At 46.9% G+C, this 24,775-nt stretch carries 21 protein-coding genes; 8 read left to right on the top strand and 13 right to left on the bottom strand.

What is annotated here, in order from left to right:
• Positions 1-13: 13 nt before the first annotated feature.
• Positions 14-454: an Hsp20/alpha crystallin family protein gene (locus NDK19_RS13145; RefSeq protein ID WP_250632355.1), complete on the bottom strand. Its 441-nt coding sequence runs from the start codon at positions 452-454 to the stop codon at positions 14-16.
• A gap of 303 nt (positions 455-757) precedes the next feature.
• Between NDK19_RS13145 and NDK19_RS13140 the strand changes: the two genes are divergently transcribed.
• Entirely contained in the window at positions 758-2,617 is a 1,860-nt protein-coding gene (locus NDK19_RS13140) for a 3-keto-disaccharide hydrolase (RefSeq protein WP_250632354.1), read from the top strand.
• Between the two features lie 578 nt (positions 2,618-3,195).
• Here the strand turns inward: NDK19_RS13140 and NDK19_RS13135 are convergent.
• Complete coding sequence (locus tag NDK19_RS13135) at positions 3,196-5,553, bottom strand: TonB-dependent receptor (RefSeq protein ID WP_250632353.1); 2,358 nt, start codon at positions 5,551-5,553, stop codon at positions 3,196-3,198.
• 177 nt (positions 5,554-5,730) lie between these two features.
• A complete protein-coding gene (locus NDK19_RS13130) occupies positions 5,731-6,063 on the bottom strand; it encodes a hypothetical protein (protein ID WP_250632352.1) in 333 nt (110 codons plus the stop codon).
• Positions 6,064-6,486: 423 nt separating this feature from the next.
• Here NDK19_RS13130 and NDK19_RS13125 point away from each other — a divergent pair, with 423 nt between their 5' ends.
• Together NDK19_RS13125 and NDK19_RS13120 are read left to right on the top strand one after the other, a co-directional pair.
• On the top strand, positions 6,487-7,215 hold the full coding sequence (locus tag NDK19_RS13125; protein ID WP_250632351.1) for a glycosyltransferase family 2 protein: 729 nt from the start codon (positions 6,487-6,489) through the stop codon (positions 7,213-7,215).
• A gap of 51 nt (positions 7,216-7,266) precedes the next feature.
• On the top strand, positions 7,267-7,839 hold the full coding sequence (locus tag NDK19_RS13120) for a DUF3828 domain-containing protein (RefSeq protein ID WP_250632350.1): 573 nt from the start codon (positions 7,267-7,269) through the stop codon (positions 7,837-7,839).
• A gap of 209 nt (positions 7,840-8,048) precedes the next feature.
• Here NDK19_RS13120 and NDK19_RS13115 read toward each other — a convergent pair whose 3' ends face one another.
• The gene (locus NDK19_RS13115; RefSeq protein WP_250632349.1) at positions 8,049-8,414 is read right to left on the bottom strand and encodes a hypothetical protein; all 366 of its coding nucleotides are present in this window, start codon (positions 8,412-8,414) and stop codon (positions 8,049-8,051) included.
• A 285-nt stretch (positions 8,415-8,699) separates the two neighbouring features.
• On the opposite strand from NDK19_RS13115, the gene NDK19_RS13110 reads away from it, so the two are divergent.
• Positions 8,700-9,560: a histidine kinase dimerization/phospho-acceptor domain-containing protein gene (locus NDK19_RS13110; RefSeq protein WP_250632348.1), complete on the top strand. Its 861-nt coding sequence runs from the start codon at positions 8,700-8,702 to the stop codon at positions 9,558-9,560.
• Positions 9,561-9,716: 156 nt separating this feature from the next.
• On the opposite strand, the gene fcl is transcribed toward NDK19_RS13110, so the two are convergent.
• The 6 genes from fcl to rfaE1 all read right to left on the bottom strand — a co-directional run bounded on the left by fcl (position 9,717) and on the right by rfaE1 (position 16,263).
• Complete coding sequence (gene fcl, locus NDK19_RS13105; RefSeq protein WP_250632347.1) at positions 9,717-10,649, bottom strand: GDP-L-fucose synthase; 933 nt, start codon at positions 10,647-10,649, stop codon at positions 9,717-9,719.
• Positions 10,642-11,754: a GDP-mannose 4,6-dehydratase gene (gene gmd, locus NDK19_RS13100; RefSeq protein ID WP_250632346.1), complete on the bottom strand. Its 1,113-nt coding sequence runs from the start codon at positions 11,752-11,754 to the stop codon at positions 10,642-10,644. The genes fcl and gmd overlap by 8 nt, the downstream gene beginning before the upstream one ends.
• Entirely contained in the window at positions 11,751-13,118 is a 1,368-nt protein-coding gene (locus NDK19_RS13095) for a hypothetical protein (protein ID WP_250632345.1), read from the bottom strand. The genes gmd and NDK19_RS13095 overlap by 4 nt, the downstream gene beginning before the upstream one ends.
• Before the next feature lie 47 nt (positions 13,119-13,165).
• Complete coding sequence (locus NDK19_RS13090; protein WP_250632344.1) at positions 13,166-13,735, bottom strand: D-sedoheptulose 7-phosphate isomerase; 570 nt, start codon at positions 13,733-13,735, stop codon at positions 13,166-13,168.
• A 5-nt stretch (positions 13,736-13,740) separates the two neighbouring features.
• Positions 13,741-14,709, bottom strand: coding sequence for an NYN domain-containing protein (locus tag NDK19_RS13085; protein ID WP_250632343.1), 969 nt, complete (start codon positions 14,707-14,709; stop codon positions 13,741-13,743).
• A gap of 120 nt (positions 14,710-14,829) precedes the next feature.
• Positions 14,830-16,263, bottom strand: coding sequence for a D-glycero-beta-D-manno-heptose-7-phosphate kinase (rfaE1, locus tag NDK19_RS16965; protein ID WP_317207172.1), 1,434 nt, complete (start codon positions 16,261-16,263; stop codon positions 14,830-14,832).
• A gap of 111 nt (positions 16,264-16,374) precedes the next feature.
• Here rfaE1 and NDK19_RS13070 point away from each other — a divergent pair, with 111 nt between their 5' ends.
• A complete protein-coding gene (locus tag NDK19_RS13070) occupies positions 16,375-17,019 on the top strand; it encodes a TerB family tellurite resistance protein (protein ID WP_250632342.1) in 645 nt (214 codons plus the stop codon).
• 100 nt (positions 17,020-17,119) lie between these two features.
• On the opposite strand, the gene NDK19_RS13065 is transcribed toward NDK19_RS13070, so the two are convergent.
• Entirely contained in the window at positions 17,120-17,623 is a 504-nt protein-coding gene (locus tag NDK19_RS13065) for a C2 domain-containing protein (RefSeq protein ID WP_250632341.1), read from the bottom strand.
• A 139-nt stretch (positions 17,624-17,762) separates the two neighbouring features.
• On the opposite strand from NDK19_RS13065, the gene NDK19_RS13060 reads away from it, so the two are divergent.
• From NDK19_RS13060 to NDK19_RS13050, 3 genes are all read left to right on the top strand, one after another.
• A complete protein-coding gene (locus NDK19_RS13060) occupies positions 17,763-19,649 on the top strand; it encodes a redoxin domain-containing protein (RefSeq protein WP_250632340.1) in 1,887 nt (628 codons plus the stop codon).
• Positions 19,650-19,920: 271 nt separating this feature from the next.
• Positions 19,921-21,315 (top strand): S8 family peptidase, encoded by a 1,395-nt coding sequence (locus NDK19_RS13055; RefSeq protein ID WP_250632339.1) that lies wholly within the window; start codon positions 19,921-19,923, stop codon positions 21,313-21,315.
• Between the two features lie 124 nt (positions 21,316-21,439).
• Positions 21,440-22,942: a M28 family metallopeptidase gene (locus tag NDK19_RS13050; RefSeq protein ID WP_250632338.1), complete on the top strand. Its 1,503-nt coding sequence runs from the start codon at positions 21,440-21,442 to the stop codon at positions 22,940-22,942.
• Positions 22,943-22,996: 54 nt separating this feature from the next.
• Here NDK19_RS13050 and NDK19_RS13045 read toward each other — a convergent pair whose 3' ends face one another.
• Both NDK19_RS13045 and NDK19_RS13040 read right to left on the bottom strand, forming a co-directional pair.
• Positions 22,997-23,983 carry a hypothetical protein gene (locus NDK19_RS13045; RefSeq protein ID WP_250632337.1) on the bottom strand — a complete coding sequence of 329 codons (987 nt, stop codon included), beginning with the start codon at positions 23,981-23,983 and terminating at the stop codon, positions 22,997-22,999.
• Positions 23,984-24,148: 165 nt separating this feature from the next.
• Complete coding sequence (locus NDK19_RS13040) at positions 24,149-24,601, bottom strand: hypothetical protein (RefSeq protein WP_250632336.1); 453 nt, start codon at positions 24,599-24,601, stop codon at positions 24,149-24,151.
• Positions 24,602-24,775 lie beyond the last annotated feature (174 nt).

The following is a 24,775-nucleotide window of genomic DNA, read 5'->3' as shown; positions in this document are numbered from 1 at the left end:
AAATCTTCTGTTACTAAGCGATTTGGATAGTTCTTGGCGCTTTGGGTTTAGCCTCTTCGCGCTTCGGAATATTGAGGTGCAACACACCATCGGTATAAGTAGCTGCGATTTTGTCGCCATCGGCAGACTTAGGCAAGCGGAAAGTGCGCTCAAATGAATGGAAACTAAACTCACGACGGTGTACGGTTGTTGTTTCATCGGTACTTTCGTTTTGTTTAGTAGCGGAAATGCGCAGCACGTTGTCCTCTACCTGAATATTGAAATCTTCTTTCTTCAAGCCGGGCACAGCCAACTCTACAATAAACTCGTCGGCATTTTCCTTGATGTTTGCCGCCGGTACAAACTGTGTAGTACGGCTCAATAAATCGTCATTATTCCAAAAATCGCTCAACAATTGGTTGAACACAGGGAATAAACTGTTGCCTAAGCGAGAAGGATATTGAATCAGTGTCATAGCTTTATGATGTTTAGTTGTTTGAATCATTTTTAACGTTTACGCTTAACAGCATTGCAAGCCCTGTACCAGCCCATTTCTATCGGTTTTTTACTGCCAAATTGACACTTTTTGGCTTTTTTCAAAATAAAAAAGATGTCAAAATGACACTTTTTTATTTTGTAGCGGCTACCCCCCTAACCCTGTGCCTTTCGTACCTTGTAGTTAAAACAAGCCGCTGCAAAAACATTGATTTGATAAATCCCCCCACTTTCTTCAATTTTATGGGCGATAAATCATCGCATACTTAACTTATTCTATCATATGAAATGGAAAAACGGGCTTGTAGCCGTTGTAATGTTGGCTGCATGGGGCGTTCGGGCGCAAAATGAGCAGGGCTATCCCTTCTCTACCCTGTCGCTGGCCGATATGAAGGCATTTAAGTCGCAGGCCGGCAACTGGCGCATTGCAGGTAGCGTAAGCGCACATCCGGACAAAAAATTAGACTTGCAGGCAGGCAACGGCACAGGCATATTGGTCAATCTGCCCGATGAACATAAAAAAGACGACCTTTTTACGCTCATGGAACATGGCGACATGGAAATTGAGCTGGAATTTATGAACGCCCGCGAAACCAATTCGGGGATTTATTTTATGGGGCGCTATGAGTTGCAGATTCTGGATAGCCATACACGCACGCTCAGCGGCAGCCTCAAACCGGGTAAGCACGATTGCGCCGCCATCTACGAACGCTGGGACAGCAGCAAACCCAAAGGGCAGGAAGGCTACGAAGGCCGCCCGCCCCGAGTAAACGTAACCCGTGCCCCGGGTTTATGGCAAAAATACCATGTTATTTTCCGTGCGCCGCGCTTCAACGAGAAAGGTGAAAAAACAGCCAATGCAAAGTTTGTCAAAGTATTCCACAATGGCGTTCTGGTGCATGAAAATGTGGAAATTACAGGGCCTACACGCGGTTCTGCTTTTGAGAAAGAAGCCCCGACAGGGCCGCTGCGCATCCAAGGCGACCACGGGCCGGTGGCATTCCGCAACATCCGCTATCGTTTGTACAGCAAGCCCGGCCTGAAAGTGGACAACGTAACGGCGGTGCGCTACAACGGCACTTTTGACAAAGCCCTGCCCGATTGGAAAACCCTGCAACCTGAGGGCAATTTGCCTGCTCCTGAGGGCATTACGTGGCAGGTAAGCGACAACAACGAACCCGGCGCACTGCTTTTTAACGGTACCGTTACCGTAGCTGAACCCGGTACTTATTTCTTCGGGTTAGAATGTAACGGAGCAGGCAGCATTACGGTCAATGGGCAAAAGTTAGTAGAGAAAACCGGCGAAAATTGGCGCGGCAGTGTCAAATTGGGCAAAATAGACCTTAAACCCGGTAAATATCCGATTCAGGTGGCATATGCCAAGTGGATTGAATGGCAGTATCCGTTACTGGGAGTTTATGCCGAAGGGCCAAACATCGAGCGTCATGCCTTGCACGCCTCGGGCAGTGTGCCGCCGCTTTCTCCCGACCCTATCATGCACGTAAAACCCGAAGATGGAAAGCCCTATCTCCTGCGAGCTTTTGTACAACATAGCGGCAGACAATATTCTCATGCCATTTCGGTTGGTTTTCCCGAACAAATCAACTATGCCATGGATTTAAGTCAGGGCAAGTTGCTGTACGCATGGCGCGGCGAGTTTGTAGATGCTGCTCCCATTTGGCACGAGCGCGGCGGCGGCAATGTTCCTCCGCTGGGCAGCGTGGTTGATTTGCAGGCTGCCCCGATAGCAGCAGTGCTGGCAACAGAACAAACCGCATTTCCCGACTCCGTAGGCATTACCTACAAAGGTATGGAACTTGACACGCAGGGCGTGCCGACTTTCCGCTACCTGATGGGCAGCACCACTCTTACCGACCGCGTGGCAATGGCAGACGGCGGCAAAACCCTCTTGCGCAACATCAGCATCAACGGTGCGCCTGCCAATACTTACCTGCGCCTTGCCAAAGGCACTGTTACCAAAGCAGACGAAGGATTGTTCCTGATTAACGGCACGCACTATCTGCGCCTTTCGGCAGAGCAGGCCGCACAGCTCAAAATACGCACCATTGGCGGGCAAAGCGAACTCATCTGGGCAGCCCCTGCCGGAAAAGAAGCCGTTTTGAGCTATCACATCTTGTTTTAAAGTTGGCAAAACAGCCTTTCGGAATTCGTATGTAAAAATTCAGCAAAAAACCACGTCATTTGCCGATTGGCTTTGTTCAATGCTTTACAAGCCTGACGATTCTCTAAGAGTTGTCAGGCTTAAATATTTGATTTTTAGGAATTTACAAAAGCCTTTGCAGCAAACAAGACAACCGCGGTGTACGCCGAGTCTTAAACACAAAAGCCCTGCGCGATTGCATTAAACCGGCAGTACCCCTTAGAGACAACTTGGCACAAAAAAAAGTAGGCATGCCCAGAAGACATACCCACTAACAAGATAACCCTATGGTATTAAAGCAAGTTTGAAACAGCTCACAGTCAAAGGTAAGGCAAATACGCTACCTCACATATCATGGATTTGCCTTAAAAAATTGCTCATTAATTACTTGCGTAATTTTTCAAGCGATTTACACTCAAAATTAGCATCGGAAAATTCATTTGCAAAATATTAAGCAACTTTTTTTAAAAAATTTCCTGCAATAATGGTGTAAGTTTATTTGGCTTATTTCACTTTTTACACCGAATTAAGCCAAATAGGCATTTTAACAATCATAGACCTTAGTAATGAAATTTCAGGGCGGCAAATATGGTACGCGGTCTGATGGGGCCATAGATATAACCGGCATCGCGGTTTGCACCAACCTCTAAGTCCTGCTGAAAACTGTTCAGGATATTTTGCACGCCTGCACTTAACTCCATATTGCTGTGGCGTGCTACTTTAACTTGTTTCGCCCATTTCAGATTCAATTCGGCAAAGCCTTGCGTGCGTACAAGTGTGCGTGAGCGTTCGTTCGGCACGGTCATAGGGCCTGTGAAGACCCCGGTCAAGCTCAATTGATGCGTTTTGAGAACTTTGGCAGTAACCAGCGCATAACCATACACATCAGGTGTGCGCAACAATCGGTCAGTCAGTATCTCCGCGCCGGTTGTGGGGTTGGCAAGCACAGCTTCGGGTTCTATGTAGCGCGCCTGTTGCAGGGTTGCGCCTGCTTGAAACTGCCAGCGGCTGCCAATGGCATACATGGTTTCCAGATTGACACCCGTTGTATAAGCACCCGTACCGTTGCGTTTTTCCGATACAAAAGCGGCTCCTCCTGCGGTTGTTTCACCGGAAAATTCCAGCACAAACGGATTGTTTAAACGGGTGTAGAACGTTTCTATCAATAATGAGAACGGACGGACGGGATTGTTGCGAGTCAAGTCAAAAGAGGCAGTAAAGCTGTCGGAAGTTTCGCTGCGCAACTCCTTGCTGATGCGGATAAATTGTGCCGTTCCACTCAGTGTTTTAATGTGCAGGTCTTCGTCAAAAGCCTGTGGCGGACGAAAACCGCGGGCATACCCTGCGCGGATGCGCGAAAACTTACCGGTTTGCCACAACAGACTTGTGCGCGGATTGAATACGGCAAATGTGCGATTGTTTTTGGCGGTTTCTCCTACGCCAAAATCATAAGTGCCTTTTAAATCCATCATATCAAAACGTCCGCCTGCTAACAGGGTGAGCCGTTCCAATGGTTTCCACTCCAATTGCGCATAGCTTGCCATACCGTTTACCCGCTGTTCAATGCGGCGATTGTAGCCCGGCATTCGGTCATCCACATTGTTGTGTTGCGATTCTATACCTGCGGTGAGAGTTACACCTTTGTCGGTTTTTCCCATGCTGTGTGTGAGTTGCACACCTCCTACCATCATCAGGTCGGCTGTGTTGCCGTAGTACAACAATGCTTGTGCGCGTTCTTCGGGGTCGGGCGAGTTGCCGCCGCCGCCATAGTAACTGTCGCGGAAAGTCTGCTGCCCCGATGCATAAACGGCATAACGAGTGCGATAATTCGCCGAGTAGCCTTCATAGGCTATCTGACCGCCGTAAACTTGCTGAACAATTTGCTCGGCGATGTCGGTTTCGTGTGGGGCACGGTCAAACAAGTTGCCGCCGCGCCGCCGCTCGCGGATGAAGTGCATCTCGGCGGTGTATTTGCCTCTGTTTTGGGTTTTCCAAAAGGCTTTGCTGCCCATTGCAATGTTGCGTTGAAGGGTCAATTCCGAAAACCCGTCATTGTTAATATCCAGCGGATTGCGGGTACGTGCCGAACCAAACAAACTGATGCCCCTGTTGCCGTCTTTGCTGATACTTGCGCCATTGGCATTGAGAGTATGTTCAAAAACTTTACCGTTGATTAAGCCGGAATTGATACCTGCCTCAAAATAATCTTCTACTGGTTCGCGGGTAATGATGTTTACAGTACCTGCAATTGCATTGGCACCGTAGAGGGCAGAGCCTCCGCCGCGTACTACCTCTATGCGTTCTACCATTGCTACGGGGATTTGCTCCAACCCGTAAACACCATTCAGGGCACTGAAAATCGGGCGACTATCTACCAGAATTTGCGTGTATGGGCCACTTAACCCGTTCATTCTCAACTGCGTAAAACCGCAATTCTGACAGTTGTTTTCAACGCGCAGCCCGGGCTGGAAACGCAAACCTTCCGAAAGGCTCACAGCCTGTGCCGCATTGAAAACGCGCTGGTCGCTGATGTTTACGACCACCGGTGCCGTGCTGCGGTCGCGCTCATTGCGTGTGCCTGTTACCACCACACCTTCTAAATGCAACACATCGGCAGCAAGTTGTATCTCAGCCGTTTCGCCCGTGGTCAAATCTTTGGTCAATGATTGATAGCCTACGGCGCGGATGATAACGGTATGTGTTCCTTCTTTATTGACTTTGATGGAGAAGTTGCCTTCTTGGTCGCTGACAGTACCGGAGGCTGTGCCCTGTGCCGCCAATTGAATGGTTGCGCCGGGGATGGGGTCGCCACCTGCTTCTGTAATTCTACCTTTCAGTGTAAACTGATTTTGAGAAAAGGCGGCATTAATGAAATTGAAGCAAATAATAAGAGCAAAAATGGTTATATATTTTTTCATATGCGAAAGGCAAAACAAATGGAAACAACAATGCAGAGCAGTTGTCAGGTTGATATGACAGGTAAGTTGGAAGGTAAGAAAATGCATCAGAGCCTTTGCAGGCGCGCGATGATTTACCGAGCATCCGGCACACAACTTTCCCTAAAAGGTGTGCCGCATTACATATGCGAAGGGATGTTAAACTTGCGGTGGGGCGCGTCCTGCGTGGTGCAGCTGGCAAGAAGAAAGGGCAAGGCAGGCATACGCAAAGTTATGAGCAGCCTCATTTACCGAAGGCACAACAATTGCGACAGAAAGGGTCGCGGGCGTAGTAAATAACTGACCATCAATAAGTTGGAGCAGAGCCAACTCTTCGTCTGTGTGCTCGTGGGGTTTTGCGGGCGAACCGTCCGAACTTTTTTTATAGGGGTGGGCATGAGAAACAATTTTGCCATTGGGCAGGCGGTGCGAGTGGCGATACATCACGCTGTTGAGCATGATGAGCGTCCACAAGCCCAGCAGTAACCACACAAGCGGTTTTTTTATGGCAATTTTTTCTCTCAAAACATCCTAAATGTTTTTACACAAAGATAACGCAATAAAGCGGCGGTTGTTTCGGCCGATAACAATCAGCAACCAAAAAGCCACCCCGCGCAAATGGGATGGCTTAGCTTTTTCGGAAAATAAATATCTTAAACTTTGCCTCTGTATTTGCCTTTTTCCAGCCAGATTCCAACGGCAATAGAAACAGCAAACAGCGAGATGAAAAAGATATAGGCAGCCAATTCCATTGTTTCCATATTGAAAAGCGGTTTTTAAGTGTTTGTATGCCGCAAAAATACATGCTGCGGCCTAAATAAGCGCTGTTGTACGTAAATTTCGGTGAAGAACAGCCGTACAATTGTTTTTTTGTAATTTGCCGCCAATCTGACTAAGCTGCATTATTTTAATCAAATGGATATCAACAAACTTTCAATTATCATCCCTGCCTACAACGAAGAACGGACTATTCATCTGATTCTGGACAAAATAAAACAAGTTCGGCTCACCAATAATATTGCCAAAGAGATAATCATTATCAACGATTGCTCAAAAGATGACACAGAAGGCGCTATCAAACGCTACATGGCCGCCAACCCCGATATGGACATCCAGTACTACAAGCACGAAGTAAATAAAGGGAAAGGCGCAGCCCTCCACACGGGTATCAGCAAGGCAACGGGCGAGTACCTCGTGATTCAGGATGCCGACTTGGAATATGACCCCAAGGAATACAACCTGCTGCTGCAACCTATTTTGGACGGCTTTGCCGATGTGGTTTATGGTTCACGGTTTATGGGAGGCAGCCCGCACCGCGTGCTGTTTTTCCTGCACTCTATTGGCAATCAGATTCTTACGTTCGTTTCCAATATGTTCACCAATTTGAACCTGACCGATATGGAAACGTGCTATAAGATGTTTCGCACCGATATTATTCAGAAAATCAAACTCAAAGAAAAACGCTTCGGGTTCGAGCCGGAAGTAACCGCCAAAATTGCTCGAGTACCTAAAATACGCATCTACGAAGTGGGTATCTCCTATTATGGCAGAACCTATGAAGAGGGCAAGAAAATCGGCTGGAAAGACGGTGTGCGAGCCTTCTACTGCATGTTGAAGTACAATATTTTTGACCGCTCAATGTAGTTTTACAGGTCGGTGCCAAACCATAATCGCCAAAATTCACTGAAAAATACCATGAAAAACATCTTTTTTATTGCTTTTTTAGCAGTAGGGCTACTGTTTGCCTGCGGGCAATCGCCTGACAAACCTGCCGAAGAAGCTACGGCGCAAGCCTTGCCCGACAGTGCAGCCACTGAAAAAACCATCCACGATTTTTACACTTGGTATGCAGCCAACGATACCATCTTGTACAAAATCAACTTCACCGATGATTCGGGCGAACATCTGGCACTCAACGAAGAGAGGTTAAGCGCTTATTTGGCACAATTCAAAGCATCGGGTTGCATCAGCGACGAGTTGATTGCCAACGAAACCCGTTTCTATCGCGCCTGCGCCAAACTTTGGCAAAACGAACCCAAAGACGAAGTCCCCTCGGGCTTGGGGGCTGACCGCTGGCTGTGTGCACAGGACTACGTTGCACCCTACAATACAGGCAAAGTAACATCGGTTATTGACGGCAACCGTGCACAGGCCAAACTCACCCTCTCCGACGGTAATTACAGCACCGATTTTACCTACGAAATGGTCAAAGAAAACGGAAAATGGCTCATTGCCAAGTTAGGCTGCGATTCGGGTGTGGCTTACTAAGCGATTTTGAAGCAGATGTAAACTACTGAAAATCAAAATATTAAACCCAAGATATTGTCAAATCTTTCGGGTTTGTGTATATGCACACAAACCTGACAGGTTTAAATGTCGGTTTTTCAGCAAATCAAGGGGGCATCTTCGCATCGGAACAATGCAAAGACGCCCCCTTGATGTTATGTAAGCAATTGGCAGGCTTTAGCCGTCAGGTATTACTTCGTTAGCATATAGTAGGCAATATTGCCGTGTACGGTCAGCAACTCTGCCCCACTTGGCAGGTCGGCATATTCACCTGTTTTACAGCAATATACAAGATTCCCCGCCATATCGTACACGCGCACTTCGTTTTGCGGCTTGCCAAGTTTGCTTACCTCGCGGGCAGGGACTTCAAACGTTTCGCGTACATACGACTGCACCTCAGCCAAAAACTCATCCTGCATGGCCTGTAAAGCTGATATGGTTGTCTTTTTTTCAGGTTGTGGATTGTTTGCCGAAGCAGCAGGCTTTTTGTCATTGGCCGATGCAGACATGCTCAACAATGCGAATACAATGGCGAAAACTGATAATATATTTTTCATGGCTTTTGCAATTTTAAATTCGGTATCAACTACCGTGTGATGCCATAAGAATTACCATTCCGATGCCAAAGCCAATAACATTCTGATAATCAAACACTTATAAGCAAAAACCAAGCTATCGGAAAATCAAACTGTACCATTGTCGCCCATTGTTTGTCCACCATCGGACAGTTTAACCGATTATTTCGCTCATGTAAGGTATAGTTGTTTGCTATTCAAAGGTTTTTGGTTTAATTTGTTTTAAATAAGACCGGATACGAATTTTCCCATAAACCAAATTGTCTTTTGGAACAGCAACAGTTAAAATTAGAAAGCAACATTACGCAGGCGCTTTTAATAGGTCTGATAGTGGGCAACGCTGTGTATGTAGGCCGGGACATTGCGGTTTCCGATTACTCTCTGCTTACTTGGGGCAGCATCGCACTGATACTATTGAGCGTATCCGGCATTTATCTGATTCGTGCTCACAATCTTTTTTCAAAAATATATTTCCCGATTCTGTTGATTATTCATGCTATGCATGTAGCTATTTTTTTCTACATCAACGGCTTCAGTAGCACGCTGGCATTGGATTTTATCAATATCGGGTTTGTTATCATGTTTGCGGGTGCAGGTTGGGAACGACGCATATTGGCTGCCATTTTTATGGTTTCCCTAATCGGTTTGCTGCTCTATCAGGCTTTTGGCCCTGTCATTACCGATTATTACAACGATAATATCGTAATGGATACCATTATCCACATAGGCGTGTCGCTCTATCTGGCCTATGCCATCAAAAAAGAATATACAAACTTTCAATATGAAGTTGAAAAAGCCAACAAAGAGTTGAGTACCAGCAACGAAGAATTGCAAAGTGCCAATGAAGAAATCACCTTACTCAACGAGCAGTTAGAAGAGGAAGTTCAACGCAAAAGCAACGAAGCACATGAACGCCGCCTGCGCCTGATTCACTATGCCTCTAAGAATGCTCATGAAGTGCGTGCGCCATTAGTGCGCATTATGGGTGTGATGGAAATTCTGCGAATGGAAATCCCCCAAGACCCTGCCGAGCTGCGCTACCTGATTCATTTGATAGACAGCAATGCCAAAGAAATGAACAGTATATTAACCGAAATCAGCAGGGTTTTGGATGAGGGGGATTCTTAGATTGATAACAAAACCCGACGGACTTCTAAGCCCCATCAGGTTTGTTTGTGATTTTGATAACCTTTTTGTCGATATATCTCAAAAAAACAAGCAAAATCACAGTGTTGATTTTGCTTGCCTGATTCACTCTTGCAAAAGTCAGCAGCAGGCGCTTGCCTATGCCAACTGCATCCACTCCTGTGCCTGATAAACGCTGCGGATGCCGTCGGTCAGTGAGATGCTATGCCGCCACCCCAGACTGTGCAACTTGCTGACATCCATCAATTTGCGCGGTGTTCCGTCGGGTTGGGCGGTATTGTAGCGCAGGTGGCCTTCATAGCCGGCAATGCGACAAATCAGTTGGGCAAGTTCGCTGATGGTAATGTCTTCTCCTGTACCCACATTAACGAATCCCTCCTCATCGTAATTTTTCATAAGGAACAGGCAGGCATCGGCCAAGTCGTCCACGTGCATCAGTTCGCGGCGTGGTGTGCCTGTGCCCCATATTTCCACTTCGGGCAACCCTTCGGTTTTGGCGGTGTGAATTTTGCGCAAAAGCGCGGGCAGTACGTGCGAATTTTGCGGGTGGTAGTTGTCGTTAGGGCCGTAGAGGTTGGTAGGCATTGCCGAAATAAAACGGCAGCCGTATTGTGCGCGGTAGGCATCGCACATTTTAATACCCGCAATTTTTGCAATGGCGTAGGGTTCGTTGGTAGGCTCCAACAAACCGGTGAGCAGATATTCCTCTTTGAGCGGTTGCGGTGCCAACTTAGGATAGATGCAGGAAGAGCCCAAAAACAGCAGTTTTTTAACGCCATGCAAATAACTCTGATGAATCACATTGTTCTGAATCATCAGGTTTTCATAGATAAATTGAGCGCGGTAGGTATTGTTGGCCACAATGCCGCCTACTTTGGCGGCTGCCATAAATACATAGTCGGGCTTTTCAGCAGCAAAAAAATCGGCTACGGCCTGTTGTTGCGTTAAATCTAACTCCGCGGAAGTGCGCAGCACCAAGTTGTTGAATCCTTCTGCCTGCAACCTGCGCACAATGGCAGAACCGACCATACCCCGATGGCCGGCAACGTAAATTTTATCCGATTTATTCATGTAACTGGAAAATCCGATGCCCTCCTTTGAGCAAATATTTGTCTTTGCGGAACAGTGCCAAGTCCGCTTCTACCATGTCCTTAATCAGGTCTGCCAAGCTGTGGCGTGGCTCCCAGCCGGTGTGGCTTTTAAATTTACTTGCATCGCCAATGAGCAAGTCCACTTCTGTCGGGCGGAAATAGCGCGGGTCAACGGCAATAACGGTTTTGCCTGCGGGCAACTGAAACTCCGGATTGCGGCAGGCGGCTACTTTTCCGACCTCATTTACGCCACTGCCCGAAAATTCAATGTCAATGCCCATCTCGGCAAAAACGAGCCTTGCAAACTCGCGGATGCGGGTGGTAATACCTGTGGCTATTACGTAGTCGTCGGGTTTGGGCTGTTGCAGCATGAGCCACATGGCTTCCACATAGTCTTTGGCATGTCCCCAGTCGCGCTGAGCGTCTAAGTTGCCTAAGTAGATGATGTCTTGCAAACCGAGCGCGATGCGTGCTGCTCCGCGCGTGATTTTGCGTGTTACGAACGTTTCGCCGCGCAGCGGGCTTTCGTGGTTGAACAAAATGCCGTTGCAGGCAAACATGTTATACGATTCGCGATAATTGACCGTAATCCAGTAGCCGTAGATTTTGGCCACCCCATAAGGCGAGCGCGGATAAAACGGCGTTTTTTCGGTTTGAGGTACTTCTTGTACCAACCCGTACAGTTCGGAAGTAGACGCCTGATAGATGCGGGTTTTTTCAGTCAGTCCCAAAATGCGCACCGCTTCCAGAATCCGCAACGTGCCGAGGGCATCCACATTGGCCGTGTATTCGGGTGTATCAAAGCTCACTTTTACGTGGCTCATTGCGCCGAGGTTGTAGATTTCATCGGGCTGCACTTCTTGCACCACGCGGATAATGTTAGTAGAATCGGTCAGGTCGCCGTAGTGGAGAATGAACCGTCTGCCTGCTTCGTGCGGGTCTTGGTAAATATGGTCAATGCGTTGTGTGTTAAACAACGAGCTGCGCCTTTTAATGCCATGGACTTCGTAGCCTTTGGCAAGCAGTAAGTCGGCTAAATATGCGCCATCTTGGCCGGTAATGCCTGTAATAAGGGCTTTTTTCATAGTGATTTACGTGAGATGAGTGCCGGGAAAAACCGGCCGGTTTGTATCCGATGAACAAATATACAGAAAGCTAATCCTACAAAAACGGCCTGCAACCCCATAGCAAAGAACTGATAGCGGGAAAAATGAGAAATCAGCACATAGGGCATAATACAACCCACATATACCAGCGCCATAACCGTCAGTGCCGGTTTTTGCAGCCTGTAAGTAAATAAATTAATCAGCAATGCAAGCAACGGGATAAAGGCAACCATCAGGCTGCGAATATGCTGTTTGAGAGAAACTTCCGACCAATCGGTTGCCTGCTGGTTCATGTCGGTATAGCCGAAAGCATTGATGAACCGTCGGGCAACTTTTCGCAGGTAGTCTGTCGGATGGTCAGCCAGATACTGTTTGGCTGCCATTTCTTTTGCTTTCAGAAAATCTACTTCCCCCTGCGCCATGTAGGCTGCACGAGCTGCCTGATTGGTAAGCGGATGATTTCCGTGTAATACATCTTTCCACAGTAGGCCGTCCTGCGACATAACGTTAGACAGATATACCTCCATCCACATATTTGACTTTAGAGGAATGAATTTACCCATTGCATAGTGGTTTCTGATGCCCCATGCAAAGAAGATGACAACGATTGCGGCAATTGCAACAAGTGTCGGCTTCCATGCGATGGTGGTATGGGAAATCGCGCGCCAATTTTGCGGAAGCAAATGATTCAAGGTGCCTGTTGCCACATATATCACAAATAAACCTAACCAAACCGCCAGCAAAATAGGGCTGCTCAGTGCACACAGTGCGGCGACTATTGCGGCATAAGTTTCCGATACATGCTCATTGAAAAACAGCAAGATAAACTGATGCACCAACAGCAGGAGCAGTACAGCCATGAGCCATTCTTCGGTAAATATGTTGCTGACCATGATGTAGGAAAACCCCGTCATATATCCGATAAACGAAAGGGTACATACCACAGCCTGCAAGCGCCCGAACCGTTCGCCGATTTTGAAAGCGAGATAGCCCCCCCCAGCTAACACCACACAACGGATGAGCGAGAGCATCCACAACGCCGCTGTTGATTTAATCCCTGTCAGGTAAAACACGCCTGCCAGCAGATATACATAAAGCAAGGGCATCCATGCGGTTGGTTGTTGCTTACCGGTTGCCATCACATCGGCAAAACCTTCGCCGCGTGCTACGGAGGCTGCTATATTTCCATTCTCAAAGCCAAAGTAATCAACATTTTCACCTTTCAGCACGAGATAGACAAAAGAGTATATCAACCAAAAAACCAATGAAACCCGAAAAGCAGAAGCTGCGGTAATTTTTTTGTCTAAATCAAAAAATAAGGGAAATGCTCTGCCTGTTTGCATGTGTTATATGAATGGGCAGACAATATAACCAATAATATGCTTTAAAGTCAAGCAATTTCATCTACCGCAGCGCACAGAATGTGCCCTATCAAGATGTGCATTTCCTGAATACGCGCCGTTACCTGCGAGGGAACAACAATATTCAGGTCGGCCGTTTGGGAGGCTTTACCGCCGTCTTTGCCCGTGAGTGCAAGGGTTTGGCAGCCCATCGCGCGCCCTTTGGCCAATGCCAGCAACACGTTGGGGCTGTTGCCACTGGTAGTGATGCCAATGAGCAAATCACCCGGTCGGGCAAGGGCTTCCACCTGCCGCTCAAACACTCGGTCGTAGCCGTAGTCGTTGCCAATGGCGGTGAGTGCGGAGGTATCGGTGGTCAGCGCAATGGCGGGCAGCCCGCGGCGTTCTTTCACGAAACGCCCCGTAAACTCGGCGGCGATATGTTGGGCATCGGCCGCACTGCCGCCGTTTCCAAACAGCAATATTTTACAGCCGCCGATGATGGTTTGAGTAACCATCTCGGCAGCTTTTTGTATGTCGGCAGATAGGGTAGCCTGCACCTGTGCGATTGTTTCCACATGCGATTGCAATTCGCGTGCTACCAACTGTTGAAAATCCATGTACTTTATTCGTCGTGGTCGGTGTGGTTGATGTCGTCCGATTCAAATGTGTTGCCGATATTATTACTATCGTCGGGCGCGATGATGCGCACATTTTTGGCAATTTCCTGCCCTTCTGCGCCGCGCTCTATGGTAAACTCTACTTTATCGCCAACCTGTAAGTCGTTAAAATCGGTGTCAATCAAGGTAGAGTAGTGAAAAAACAGGTTGTTGGGCGGATATTTAATAAAGCCGTAGCCGTTTTTAAGGCTCAAAATTTCGCCATCATTGACGTTTACGGGTGCGGTAACGGGCTTGCCTGAAACAGGCTTTTTCAGTTCCGTATTGACAAACAGATTGTTAATCAGCGGGTCGTTGCGGCGCACACGGTTGTCAATAATTTCGTGCATCGCAATAGGATACGTTACTTCCTCGAGCAGGTCTTGCGAAGTGCGAGTAACGTGGCGCTGTCCGGTGTCGGTCGTATATTCAAAGTCCCAACTCAATACCATCACTCGCGTGCCCAGCGTATTCAGTTTGCGGATAAGCGGCACATAGTCGCCATCGGAGGCCACAAGCACAATCACGTTGAACTTTTTGTAAACAGCCATTTCGTAGGCTTCCAAAGCGAGCCATACATCAATGCCTTTTTCCTGTTGTCGTTGGCCGTCGTAGGTGTTTTTCAGCGGCATGTAGTGGGTATTTACCCCTTCGTTCATCAGCACATCGTCAAATACTCTGTCCCAAAAAATCATATCGCCGCGCTGGCTGGCATCGTAGGCATTCAGTCGGCCTCTGAAATAGTGTGCATCCACAATCTGGCACAGGCGAACGTCGCTGCCTTCTTCTTCTGCTACCTGATGACGGATAAATTCATGTAATCCGGGAATACTGAGGCGTTTTTTTCTTGCGTGTGAATATGCATAGTAGTTGCTTACTTGCCAAAAATAGTTGCCATCGTAGAATACGCCTATCCGAATGAGTTTGTCTTGCATTTTGATTTTTTTACTGTTTGTTTAACTAAAATTTCCTACTGCATATAATTAGGTTGATAGAAACGAATCTCTGTTTCTCTGCTTGCGAAATATTACAAACATAGGGCATAAATACGGAACTTACCCCTGTTTTCGCATTTTTTCAATAACCGAGGTGGTGCTTTTGCCTTGTACAAAGTCCACCAGACGCACCTCTCCGGCAATATCGCTGCCAACTACTTCCTTGCCTGTATAGTCGCCGCCTTTGACCAGCACATCGGGGCGAATCAGGCGAATCAGGTCGTAGGGCGTGTCTTCACCGAACAGCACCACATAGTCCACCGCACTGAGTGCTGCCAGCAGATAGGCGCGGTCAAACTCTGTATTAACCGGTCTTTCGGGGCCTTTCAGGCGGCGTACCGATTCGTCGGTATTTACGCCCACAATGAGCACATCGCCAAAACTGCGGGCTTTCTCCAAATATTTGACATGCCCCAAATGCAGGATGTCAAAACAACCATTGGTAAAAACGATTTTTTTACCGCTCTTTTTCAGTTGCTGCACCAACCTGCCGATTTCTTCCCACGATTTGATGAATGTTTCGCTGCCTTCCGATTTTCCCGTGGAAGCAATAAAGGCCTCAATTTCGCCCAGTGTAGCCGTGGCGCTGCCCACTTTGGCAACTACCACCGCAGCGGCATAGTTGGCAAAATGACAGGCTTCGGCCAGTGGCTTGTTGTTGGCAAGCGCAAAACCAAGGGCGGCGAGTACCGTATCGCCTGCACCCGTAACGTCATACACATCTTTTGCCTGTGTGGGAATGAGGTGCATTTCTTCATCAAAATAAGCCATCCCCGCTTCCGAAAGCGTAATGATGGCATAGGCAAGTGCTAAGGATTGTTTGAGTTGCCGACCTGCAAGCAGCAGTTGTTCGTTGTTGTGCAACGAAAGCCCCGTTGCTGCGGCTGCTTCTTTGCGGTTGGGCGTAATCAGGTATGCGCCTTTGTATTTGCTGTAATCCGTTCCTTTGGGGTCAATCAGCACTTTAATATTATGAGCACGGCAACTTTGAATAATTTCTTGACAAACCTTGTCGGTTAAAACTCCCTTCCCGTAGTCGGAAAGCAGCACCACGTCAAACTGCTGCAATGCAGGCAGTAATGAGGCAAGCAATTGGGCTTCTTCTTCCGATGTAATGGCGGCTTTTGTTTCGCTGTCGTAGCGAACTACCTGTTGGTGGGCAGCCATCAGGCGGCTTTTACGGCTGGTTTTGCGCGTTTCCGAAGTAATTAGAAAGCGGGCATCGGCACCGGCTTGCTGCAACAGGTTTTGCAGCAGCTCTCCGTTGGCATCTTTGCCGATAACGGAGGCAACAGTTACCTGTGCGCCTAATGCAAGGAGGTTGTTTACAACATTTCCCGCACCGCCTAAAATGCAACTTTCGCGCTCAATATCAATCACTTGCACAGGAGCTTCGGGCGATATACGGTTGCAACTTCCCCAGAGGTAATGGTCTATCATCAAATCGCCGACCACCAGCAGGCGCGGCGAAGGATTTGGAAATTCTACAATCATGGATGCCTTGTTTGCGGCGCAAAGCTAAGGCATTAACGGCGCATTTGCTTTTTATGCAAATACAGCCTTGTTTTATGGTTGTTTTTGGTAAGGATTGTTTTCATAATTAAGTTGAACAAGGAATCAATATTTGAAAACCTCATTGCGCTGGCCACTGCCGACGGTCAGTTGTCCCCCGACGAACAAAAAATGTTGCAGAAAAAAGCAGCCGAATTAGGTTTGAATTATAACGACTATGCGGCGCAGATTCAGGCAGCACTTGCGGGCACTCCTGCCGAAACCCAAATCATAGACAGAGAAAAACAAAAAGGCGATGACTTTGAAAAGTATATCGTCCGCAAGTTTGATAAAAAATACTTCACATTGTTAGAGTGGTCGAGCGATAAATATACCGCCGGTGTGTATGCAAAAAATATATTCCACCTCGACCTAAAATTGCAATTTAAATTGAACAATACCGTTAAAGTATTTGCCGTAGAGTGTAAATACCGCAGCGGTTACTATAAAAACGGCATTGAGTGGTGCAAAATCCATCAGTTCAATGGGTATAAAAAATTTGCCATGGAAACGCGCATACCGGTGTTTGTGGCGCTTGGCGTAGGCGGTACAGCAGACAATCCGGAGGACTTGTATATTCTGCCATTGGAAAAAGTATCAGATATTTTTTTAACCAAAGAAGTCTTATTTCCTTTTAAAAAATTCAAGCCACAGGAGCGCAACCTATTTTTTGATTTACAAAAAGAGGTTTTAAAATAACTGCTTGCAGTAGTTTATCAACAGATTCTGCGAATGACACAATTATTATTTTTGCAAATCACTTGTGATTCTGCATAAAATCCGAATTCCCAAACATCCTTTATCGGTACAGGCTGTGCAAACTGATGCGGCATTTTTTTATTTGGCCGCCGCTGAATTCCTTCCCCGACTTGGCACCCTGAATCAGCTCATCAATGCTTAATTCAATTGCTCCGATGAAATCATCCTGATTGCTCAACATGCCTGTACGGGCAATGGAGTAGTCATAGTCATAGAAGCTGATGGTGATTTTTTCGGCCGGTTTCATGTCTATCACGTCCGATTTTTCTAACCATTGGGTAATATATTTATTGTCGGAAGTGGCCGATTTATAGACTTGCCGCCCGGCAATGCTAACGATATAATAAGCATCGGGAGCCATTTGTTCTTCGGTTACACCCACGTCCCAGCGTTCGTTTTTTTCGGTGCGTTCGGCTATTTCCGCATAGCTGATGTTCAATTGAAAGCGGGTAATGCCCTTGGGTGGCGGTGTAACAACGGCTGAGGGCAAGTTACAGCCTCCTAACATCAGCCACAAGGCAACTAAGGGAATTAATTTTTTCATGGAATTTTTCAGGCAAATCAACTCTGCAAAGGTAGGTCATAAGCCCTGTCTTTATCAAAAAAACGCTTGAATGAACAAAATTCTTGACAAACCCGTACCTTAGTATATTCGGTTCATTCAAAACACAAACTTACATCACATGAAAAAACTACTCTCTTCTCTGTGGGCATTGTTGCTGCTGATATCGGCGGCACAGGCGCAGTATGAACGCCTGAAAATTCAGCCTGCACAGCCCAAACAGGGCGAACCTGTCAGCATTACTTACACAGCCGCCAACGGCCCGCTCAAATCGGCTTCGCAATTGTTTATAGTTGCTTATGCGATTACTGCCGACGAATCCAATGAGCGCATCAATGTAAAATTGACAGAAAACAACGGCATTTGGCAAGGTACATTTACACCCCCTGCTAATACTGTGGGCATTTTTTGGGACATCAGAGCCGGCGAAAATGCCGACACCAACGACGGCAAGGGTTATTATACACTTCTTACGGACAAAAACGGTGCTTTCTTGCCTCATGCACAAGGCTCAATGGGCGTTTTCTATGAAACGACCGCTGTCGGCTTGCTTCGCGAAAGGAACAACGCCTTTGCCAATCAACTGTTTGAGCGCGAAATGCAGCAGTTTCCTGCCAACAAAAGCCCTTATGTATTGCATGTAATGAGCAATCTGTTGAAAGGCAACAAAAAAGAGGAGGCAGAAAAACACATGGCAACCTTTGAGGCATTGATACGGCAGTCTGCAAACTTTAACACCGAGCGCGAGGTTACGATGGCTGCACAAATAGCCCGTATGTTGGGCAAAAAAGAAGAGGCCGACCGATTGGATGCCGAGGTGTTGCAGCGCTTTCCTACCGGACAAACCGTTAGAGAAAATATGTTTACCGAGTTCCGTCAGGCTGCCGAAATAGATAAAAAACGCGCCATCTTTAGCAATTACCGCAATAAAATCGGCATGGATGAAAAGTATTCCAACATGGCAACCATGATTGCGCAGGAATACTTCAACAATTCGCAATGGCAGGAAGGCGTGCAGTTTGTACGCTCGCTGCCGTTGGAAGGGCAAACCTTGTCCGTATATGTCAATGCCGCTTCTGCATTGTCGCAACCCAAAAACGCACAATACGACTTGGCGCTGTCGCTGACGCAAAGCGTAATAGACCTTTTTCAGGCAAATCTCAGCAACATAGCGTCGGGCGGCAAACCCGACGGTAATGCCATGCTGTGGGGCTTGTATGCCAAGGGCGTTGCCGGCGGCGCACTCTTGCAACAGGGCAAAGCTGCCGAGGCTCTGCCGCTGCTGGAAGCCGCTTTATCTTTTGCTCCTGTTGAAAGAATGATGGGCAGTGTGCTCTCCGAAAACCATGCACAAGCCTTAGCCAAAGCAGGCGACCCCGCCAAAGCCTTGGAAACCATTGCCGATATGGTGCGCAAAAACAAAAGCAGAGAAGTTGTCAAAGAATCTTTGAAAATTGCCTACATCAGAACCAAAGGCAGCGAAACAGGCTGGGAGGAGTATCTGAAAGGGATAGAGGCAGAGGCAAAGAAAAACATGGTTGCAGAGATTGCCGCTAAAATGATTGACGAACCTGCCCCGGGCTTCACGCTGACCAACCTGGCCGGCGAAACCGTATCGCTGGAAGGATTGCGCGGCAAAGTGGTGGTGATTGACTTCTGGGCAACCTGGTGTGGCCCTTGCATCGCCTCTTTTCCCGGTATGAAAAAAGCGCAAGACAGCTTCAAAGGCCGCAGTGATGTCCAGTTCCTATTCATCAACAGTTGGGAGCGCGTGGAAGACAAGAAAAAGCAGGCAGGCGACTTCATCGCCAAAAAGGAATATGACTTCAACGTACCCATGGACGAAGACAACAGCGTTATCGGCTCTTATAAGGTAAGCGGCATCCCGACTAAGTTTGTAATAGACAAACAAGGTCGCATCCGCTTCAAAAGCATAGGCTACAACGGCTCCACCGACCTGACCGCACAGGAAATGCAGGTGATGATTGATTTGTTGGCGGAGATGTAAAAAATACTTGTTGCAACACTTATAGATAACCATCTGCTATCAAGTAGATGGTTATTTTGTTTTAAAGCGAATTTTTTATAAAACGTAAGGTTATTTTGAAAAAAGAAGATTTATTGCAGACCAAACGTATCGTTTTGTTTTTAACGTCTGCCCAAGTGCTTTATTGTGCGATTCTCAAAAAAAATTTTTTATATACTTTGAGGCAATCTTGAAATTCTATTAATTGCGTCCCAATAAGTTCATTTTATCAACTTTTTCATACTCACGTAAGATGAAAAAATTATTTCTCAATTCCCTTTACTTTTTTGCTCTTATTGGTGCAATCACCGCTTGCCAAACAAATGACATCAACCCTACGGAAAACAGCAATTCATCGGAGCAGGCTCTTAATGTGGGCAGAACCGAAGATGGTTACGAAGTGGTGGTAAACGAGTACATCGTAAAATTCAAAGCCGGCACCAGCGATGCCAAAAAGGATGAAATCCTCGACAAAATGGGCGGTAAAATGAAAGAAAAACTGATGACACGTGCGATGGAGCGTGCAGGCGACCGTGCAGGTATCATGTTAGTCAATTTGCCCATTCAGGCACAAGAAGCGCTTGCAAAAGCTCGCGGTTTCGGCGAAATAGAATACATCGAGCCTAACTACGTGTATCGCCACAACAGTTCTAACGATACCTACTTTACCAACGGTTCTTTGTGGGGTATGTACAGTGCTACCTCTTCACCTGCTAACCAATTTGGCTGTGGTGCTGCTATTGCATGGGCTGCCGGCAAACGCGGTTCAAACACTGTTTATATAGGTGTAATTGATGAAGGCTACATGTTTAATCATGAGGACTTGGCAGCTAACACGGGCGTAAACCCCGGCGAAATTGCAGGCAACGGCCGAGATGATGATGGTAACGGATATGTGGACGACGTTTACGGCTGGGACTTTGCAGGTAACGACAACTCTGTTTTTGACGGTGTAAACGACGACCACGGAACGCATTGTGCAGGTACTATCGGTGCGGTTGGCAACAACGGCAGAGGCGTTGCCGGTGTGGTATGGAACGTAAAATTGCTGGGTGCTAAATTTCTTGGTTCAACAGGCGGCACTACTGCAAACGCCATTAAAGCCATTGATTACTTCACCGATTTGAAAACCCGTCAGGGGCTGAACATTGTGGCTACCAACAACTCATGGGGCGGCGGCGGCTTTTCTCAGGCGCTGCAAGACGCTATCGAGCGCGCGAATCAGGCAGGTATTCTGTTTGTAGCAGCAGCAGGCAACAACGGTACTAATAATGACGCTACGCCAAGCTATCCTGCTAGCTATCCAAACAGCAACATTATTGCCGTAGCTTCTATCACCAGCACAGGCGCGCTGTCCAGTTTCTCGCAATTTGGCGCTACTTCTGTTGATATCGGTGCTCCGGGTTCAGGCGTATGGTCAACGGTGCCTGTAAGACAAGGCGGCCGCGTAGTTTCAGGCTATGCCAGCTATAACGGTACTTCAATGGCTACTCCGCACGTAACAGGTGCCGTTGCGCTGTACAAGTCTATCAACCCAAGCGCTACTGCGGCGCAAATCAAAAATGCGATTATGAACAGCGCTATTCCAACACCGTCGCTGAGCGGCCGATGCGTAACAGGCGGCAGGCTGAACGTAAGCGGATTCTGATATTTGCTGTTAAGTAATTTAGAAATTCAAGTGCCACGCCTTTGGTGTGGCACTTATTTTTTGTGGCCTTATCGGCAACCATCGTTTTTCCTTAAATTGCCTGCGTATTAAAAACTTCATTATCATGTCTAAAAAGTATTATCGCATGGCGTTGGTTGCGTGGGCTTTGTTGGCAGGCACTACTGCCTACGCTCAGAACGACCAAACGCTGGCAACCCAAACCATCAGCCGTGCAAAAATTGAAGCACACATCGGCTTTTTGGCTTCCGATGAGTTAAAAGGACGCAATACGCCCTCACCCGAGCAACTCATTGCTGCCCGCTATCTGGCAACACAGTTGCAATGTTATGGCGCAAAGCCGCTGCCATCGTTGGGAGGCTATTTCCAGCAGGTTAAATTCAAAACCCAGAAAAAATCAAAAGCCAAAATTACTTTCAGCTTCAACGGTAAAAATTTTGAGCAAAACACACACATGGTAGCCATTGAAGGCGGCAACATGTCTGCCGACGGAGCAATGGTATTTATGGAATACGGCAAGGAAGAAGAATTTGCCAAAACCGATGTCAAAGGGAAAATCGTAGTTGTAAAAGCGGGTGTCGGCGAAGGCACCGACGCGCGCCAATGGTTTGCCGACGGGCGCAAAAAGCATGAGCGCGCAGCCAAAGCAGGTGCAGCAGCACTGATTGAACTTTACAACAACCCAATGATTCCTTGGCGATTTTTGGTCAATTATCTTGGCAGCGACCAGCTGGTATTAGACAAAGGAACAGGTAAGGACGCGCCGGGCAGCATCCCGCACCTGTGGCTGAATGACCCCGACTGGAAAGAAGCCGCCGAAATGAAAACAGATGCCGCCTATACTGCCAAATTATCCATTACAGGCATGGAGATTGTTTACGCCTCCAGCCCGAACGTAGTGGCCTATGTGGAAGGCACCGACCCGAAACTTAAAAATGAATATGTGGTGTATTCTGCTCACTACGACCACGTAGGTGTCGGCAGACCTGATGTAGCGGGCGACTCCATTTATAACGGTGCGCGCGATAATGCAGTAGGTACGGTAACGGTTCTGTCCGTGGCTGAAAATATTGCCAAACACCCCACCAAGCGCTCGGCGCTGTTTGTGCTGTTTACAGGCGAAGAAAAAGGTTTGCTGGGCAGCGAGTGGTTTATAGAAAACAGCCCGATTCCTCACAAGCAAATGGTTTACTGTTTCAACAGCGACAATGCAGGCTACAATACTACAAAGGCAGCCACTATCATCGGGTTGAAGCGCACCTCGGCCGCACCGATGATTGAGCAGGCCTGCAAGGCTTTTGGTCTGGAAGCTACCGATGACCCCGCCCCTGAGCAAAACCTGTTTGACCGTTCCGACAACGTAAACTTTGCAGCGATGGGCATCCCTGCCCCTACTTTCAGCCTCGGATTTACCGCATTTGACGATGCTATCAACAAATACTACCACCAACCCGGCGATCAGCCCGACAATCTGGATTATGACTACCTGCAAAAATTCTTTTCTGCATACGTCTATGCCTCACGCCTGATTGCCAATGCAAAGGAAATTCCTTTCTGGAAAGAGGGAGATAAGTACTTTGAAGCAGGTAAGAAACTGTACGGTAAATAAAAACAGAAGCAGCGTGGTAAATTTTACCACGCTGCTTCTGTTTAACAATAATACCTATCGCTCTACATGGAGTGTACAATCGCAACCGCTGCCCTTGCGATAGTATATATCATATTCAAGCGTTTTCTTTGCATGAAGCGTGCAGTTGCCATTGCAGCCACTGCAAGAAAAGTTTGCATTCGTGCCGATATCAGTAAAGCCAAAGACATTATCTGCTCTCACATAAGCGGCAGGAATTTGCCAGTAGGCAATTTTATTTTTTATCATCAGTGGCACTAATGCTTTCTCCTGACTATCAGGGATTCCGCGTGTATGAACAGCTCTCTTCAGCCCTGTAAAAATCTGGTTCAATTCATTCACCACTTCAGGATCATTCAAATCTGCCTCCGTTACGGGTGCTGATTTTATCAACTGCGAAAAAGACGAAACCGGCACAACAGGCATTAAAGATTCATTGGGGGACGGTTTCAGAGAGGTTTCATTTATCAAATCCATAAATGCTACCTGTTCTGTTCTTTCCAGCTCATCCAACGGCGAGCCTATTCCAACCTCCAACCGACCGGTGGATAAATTTCTGTTCTTAATATAGCCGTTTCGCCGGTTATAATCTGCCACAGCAGACAACATCATAGAGCCTGCCTGGTCAACTTTTTCATGAATCTCCATATCACAACTTCCGGCCTGTGCACATGCATACTCGATAGTGCCATTGGCAAACTGTCTGTAAACAGGTGAACAACCGTGGCCATTGCCATTGCCTCTGCAATCGCATTTAATAGTAACCGATGAGCTAAGCAAGACAGGAGTATTATCATTTGTGTATGCTTTAAAAAAATAACCCTGTGGTAAATCTATTTGTACAGTATTATCACCCATTTTAGCAATTTTTGTTTGTGAGGGCAATAACAATCCGGTGCAAGATGTACATACAGAGGCATTTTGGTCTGAAATAGGCACAGAGGACTCTTCAACCTCTTTCAATGGAGAGCAGGCATTTACTGCAAGACAACATGCAAGTAAATAAATAATTCGTTTTTTCATGGTGTTATAGATTTAATTATCTATAACAAATGTAGAAGAGGCTCTTGTATAAAGCAAATTTTATATAACATTTTAAAAAAAAATTAATAAATTTGGCATAGTGATTGATATTAGTATTTACATCTATAAAAATACATGTTTTATAGGTGTAAAATAAAAATTCATTTACTTCATATTTGTCCAACGGATGATATAGGTATCATACTCCGCTCCATTGGCTTCTTTTTCCTGATAATCTACTGTAACGCCAAAAACATTTTTACACTTGTAAACCAAACCTGCAAGCAGACCTAATTGCAGTTTACTGTTAAAGGTTTGGGTGCGACGCATGACGATGCTACTTTTATCATGCGAAACAATTTCCCAACCGCGCCCCTGCGGGTCTTGCACCATGGTAGAGGCGGCATATACCAAGGCTTTCATGTAGTCCAACGGTGTGGATTTTTCATTGGTTACATTGTTGGCTTTCAGGCTGTTATAAACACTTTCACCGATTTGCCGCCCGACACGGATAAGGTTAAATTGTCCCAGTTCATTCTCTAACCAATTGCACATATCATTGTACAACTGCATGGGTACTTTGTTGAACGGGTCACTCAAGTCATAGCCCTCCGCCATTTTAAATAATGGGGCAAATTCCTTTTTTTTATCCTTGTAAAGATTAAGGATATCAATAGACCTTTTGGTTGGTGATTATCAGTGAATTACCTAATTTTACTTGGTGATTCTTTCAAATTTATATAACTATGGCAAGTATTTTTCACACGTTGCACGTCGCATCTTAAAAGTGAC

The sequence above is a fragment of the Rhodoflexus caldus genome, assembly GCF_021206925.1.
In the GTDB taxonomy this organism is placed as follows: Bacteria; Bacteroidota; Bacteroidia; order Cytophagales; family Thermoflexibacteraceae; genus Rhodoflexus; species Rhodoflexus caldus.
This window is presented reverse-complemented; position numbering and strand designations above follow the sequence as displayed.

Bases quoted from the DNA above. Each gene is read 5' to 3' on its own strand.
- NDK19_RS13145 (WP_250632355.1), bottom strand. From the start codon at position 454: ATGACACTGATTCAATATCCTTCTCGCTTAGGCAACAGTTTATTCCCT.
- NDK19_RS13140 (WP_250632354.1), top strand. From the start codon at position 758: ATGAAATGGAAAAACGGGCTTGTAGCCGTTGTAATGTTGGCTGCATGG.
- NDK19_RS13135 (WP_250632353.1), bottom strand. From the start codon at position 5,553: ATGAAAAAATATATAACCATTTTTGCTCTTATTATTTGCTTCAATTTC.
- NDK19_RS13125 (WP_250632351.1), top strand. From the start codon at position 6,487: ATGGATATCAACAAACTTTCAATTATCATCCCTGCCTACAACGAAGAA.
- NDK19_RS13120 (WP_250632350.1), top strand. From the start codon at position 7,267: ATGAAAAACATCTTTTTTATTGCTTTTTTAGCAGTAGGGCTACTGTTT.
- NDK19_RS13115 (WP_250632349.1), bottom strand. From the start codon at position 8,414: ATGAAAAATATATTATCAGTTTTCGCCATTGTATTCGCATTGTTGAGC.
- fcl (WP_250632347.1), bottom strand. From the start codon at position 10,649: ATGAATAAATCGGATAAAATTTACGTTGCCGGCCATCGGGGTATGGTC.
- gmd (WP_250632346.1), bottom strand. From the start codon at position 11,754: ATGAAAAAAGCCCTTATTACAGGCATTACCGGCCAAGATGGCGCATAT.
- NDK19_RS13095 (WP_250632345.1), bottom strand. From the start codon at position 13,118: ATGCAAACAGGCAGAGCATTTCCCTTATTTTTTGATTTAGACAAAAAA.
- NDK19_RS13090 (WP_250632344.1), bottom strand. From the start codon at position 13,735: ATGGATTTTCAACAGTTGGTAGCACGCGAATTGCAATCGCATGTGGAA.
- NDK19_RS13085 (WP_250632343.1), bottom strand. From the start codon at position 14,709: ATGCAAGACAAACTCATTCGGATAGGCGTATTCTACGATGGCAACTAT.
- rfaE1 (WP_317207172.1), bottom strand. From the start codon at position 16,263: ATGATTGTAGAATTTCCAAATCCTTCGCCGCGCCTGCTGGTGGTCGGC.
- NDK19_RS13065 (WP_250632341.1), bottom strand. From the start codon at position 17,623: ATGAAAAAATTAATTCCCTTAGTTGCCTTGTGGCTGATGTTAGGAGGC.
- NDK19_RS13060 (WP_250632340.1), top strand. From the start codon at position 17,763: ATGAAAAAACTACTCTCTTCTCTGTGGGCATTGTTGCTGCTGATATCG.
- NDK19_RS13055 (WP_250632339.1), top strand. From the start codon at position 19,921: ATGAAAAAATTATTTCTCAATTCCCTTTACTTTTTTGCTCTTATTGGT.
- NDK19_RS13050 (WP_250632338.1), top strand. From the start codon at position 21,440: ATGTCTAAAAAGTATTATCGCATGGCGTTGGTTGCGTGGGCTTTGTTG.
- NDK19_RS13045 (WP_250632337.1), bottom strand. From the start codon at position 23,983: ATGAAAAAACGAATTATTTATTTACTTGCATGTTGTCTTGCAGTAAAT.
- NDK19_RS13040 (WP_250632336.1), bottom strand. From the start codon at position 24,601: ATGGCGGAGGGCTATGACTTGAGTGACCCGTTCAACAAAGTACCCATG.